We start from the raw sequence: 736 nt of genomic DNA, 5'->3' as shown, positions 1-736 counted from the left end.
TATTTATGAACAAATCCGTGGTCGAAGTGATGGAAATCCTCTTTGAAGAATGGCAAAACAAAAGCCCACTTTTTGCCTCTAGCCTCAGCCTAGACCACAGTGGATTACAACAACAATACGATATCCGACCCTTCATCATGCAAAGCAACGAAAGCGACTACGACTTTCTGACTCGCTTACTACGCAGTGAAGGCATTAACTGGCTCATTGATGAAGCGCAACCGATTGTACCGAGCAACAACAGCCCGATCGAAGCACAAAAGCTCCGCCTGATTGACGACAACAGCCAATACCAAGCCCTCAACCGACGCAACATCCGCTACCATCGTAGTGATGCGACAGAACAATTTGATAGCATCACCAGTTTTATTGGACAACGTAGCCTACAACCCACCGCAGTCCACCTACAACGCTGGCAAGCCACAGCCCTCGAACAAGAAGAAGGCGCAGGGTCAGTCCAAAGCAAACACCAACACAGTGACCACCAAGACAATGCCAGCCTAGGCCTCGAACAAGCATGGCACATCAGCCCTGCATGGATCCAAGACCTCCAAGGCGAAGACCAAGCCACCGCCTCAGGTAACAGCCAAGTCGAAAAACTCAACCAACACCTTAGCGACTACTACGCTGGACAAAGCAAACAATTCATCGCCAAAGCCAGCGTCAGAGACAGCCAAGTCGGCTACTGGTTCAAACTCGATGGACACCCAGAAATTGCACAACACAGCGGAGCTGA

Annotated in this window: 1 protein-coding gene; it reads left to right on the top strand. The window is 50.1% G+C overall.

All coding sequences use genetic code 11. The features are described 5' to 3' along the window. Nucleotides 1-736 (top strand): phage late control D family protein (locus AC1M9B_RS14365; protein ID WP_481609337.1); only part of this gene is annotated, 736 nt, incomplete at both ends.

The sequence above is a fragment of the Acinetobacter sp. ANC_7513 genome, assembly GCF_056779915.1.
The sequence above is the reverse complement of the archived record's forward strand: the minus strand, read 5'-3'. Positions and strand labels throughout refer to the sequence as shown.